The sequence below is a fragment of the Borreliella yangtzensis genome, from assembly GCF_014201775.1.
Classification (GTDB): Bacteria; Spirochaetota; Spirochaetia; order Borreliales; family Borreliaceae; genus Borreliella; species Borreliella yangtzensis.
Genome location: NZ_JACHFG010000018.1, coordinates 4692 through 5279 on the forward strand (window position 1 = coordinate 4692; position 588 = coordinate 5279).

Consider the following 588-nt stretch of genomic DNA (forward strand, 5'->3'; position numbering starts at 1 on the left):
GACGGTGTAAAAAATGAACTTAATGCCAAAATAGATGGTTTAAATACTAAAATAGATAATGTAGAAAAGAACTTTCAAAAAGATATATCTAGATTAGATACTAAAATAGATAGTGTAAAAAACGAACTTAATACTAAAATAGATAGTGTAAAAAACGAACTTAATGCAAAAATAGATAGTGTAGAAAAAAGTTTAAATTCTAAGATAGATGGTGCAGAAAAGACCTTGCAAAAGGATATATCTAGTTTAAAAAATGAACTTAATGCAAGTAATAGAACAATACAAGTAATGCTAATAGCAGGAATAACACTTGCTCCAATTATTTACTCTATATTCAATAAATATTTCTTCAATTGAGAATAATTAAATAAGAATATTTTATTTTTGCTCTCTTTATAAATTAAAACTTATTTAACTTTTTAACAAAAGAATTTAAATAAGTTTTTGTTTTGTAAAAATACAAATTAATTTTAATTCTAAATTAAATCATATCTTTTTTTTAAAAGAAGTTGACAAAAATAATTTTAGAGTTATATATATGTGTATAGCTAAAAATTTGTTGTTAAAATAATCCATTTATACTTTAGG

General features: G+C 20.9%; 1 pseudogene. It reads left to right on the forward strand.

Annotated features, from left to right (window positions below):
• Positions 1 to 357, forward strand: a pseudogene (locus HNP68_RS05890) (Bdr family repetitive protein); the annotation flags it as partial.
• Between the last annotated feature and the right edge of the window lie 231 nt (positions 358 to 588).